General features: G+C 51.8%; 1 protein-coding gene. It reads left to right on the top strand.

From position 1 onward, the window contains the following. Positions 1–44: 44 nt before the first annotated feature. Positions 45–639 (top strand): DUF6708 domain-containing protein (locus ACODSK_RS32635; protein ID WP_489022279.1); only part of this gene is annotated, 595 nt, incomplete at its 3' end.

The raw sequence follows: 639 nt of genomic DNA, 5'->3' as shown, positions 1-639 counted from the left end.
GTGAAATGGCCTGCGGATATGGATCTGGAATCGAGGACTGCGCCATGAGTTGGGGACTTATGAGTAGCCCAAAACTTGTTCCTCCCTGTTCAGGCTGGAAAGAAGACCTTCCAAGTCCTGACGAACCACCGGTCCTAATACCTACACTCGGATTAGGTGCACCCAATTATCAATGCAGTGTTTATTTGGAGCTTCCACGGGCATCAGCAGCGATCAGAGGTTTGATCATTTGGTTTGCTCCGGTTATGGGCATTCTATTGATCGATTTGTCACGGCTTATGCTGTCTGCTGAACAAAAACTAAATTTTGATATTTGGCTAATTTTTATTTCATCTATGTTCGTTGCACTTTGGTCTTTATGGTTCAGCGTGAAGGTTGAGGTGGCTCCTCCCCGAGATCAACCTCTTCGGTTTAACCGAGCCCGCCAACGCCTCTACGCCTACAACTTTAACTGCCGCTGGTGGAACCCGTTCGAACGCTGGCGGGTGAAGCCGGTGGCTTACGACTGGTCCCAGGTCCGGGCTGAACGCTGGTTGAAACGCGGCGCAACGGGGCATGGAGTGGTCATCAAGGGCGGCGTTGTACTCTCCATCGTCAAGCCCGGCACCAACGAAGTCATCGACCGTTTCCCCCTGACCA

The sequence above is a fragment of the Pseudomonas sp. FG98 genome, assembly GCF_057808595.1.
Note: the sequence above shows the minus strand (reverse complement) of the source record. Positions and strands in the feature narration are given on the sequence as shown.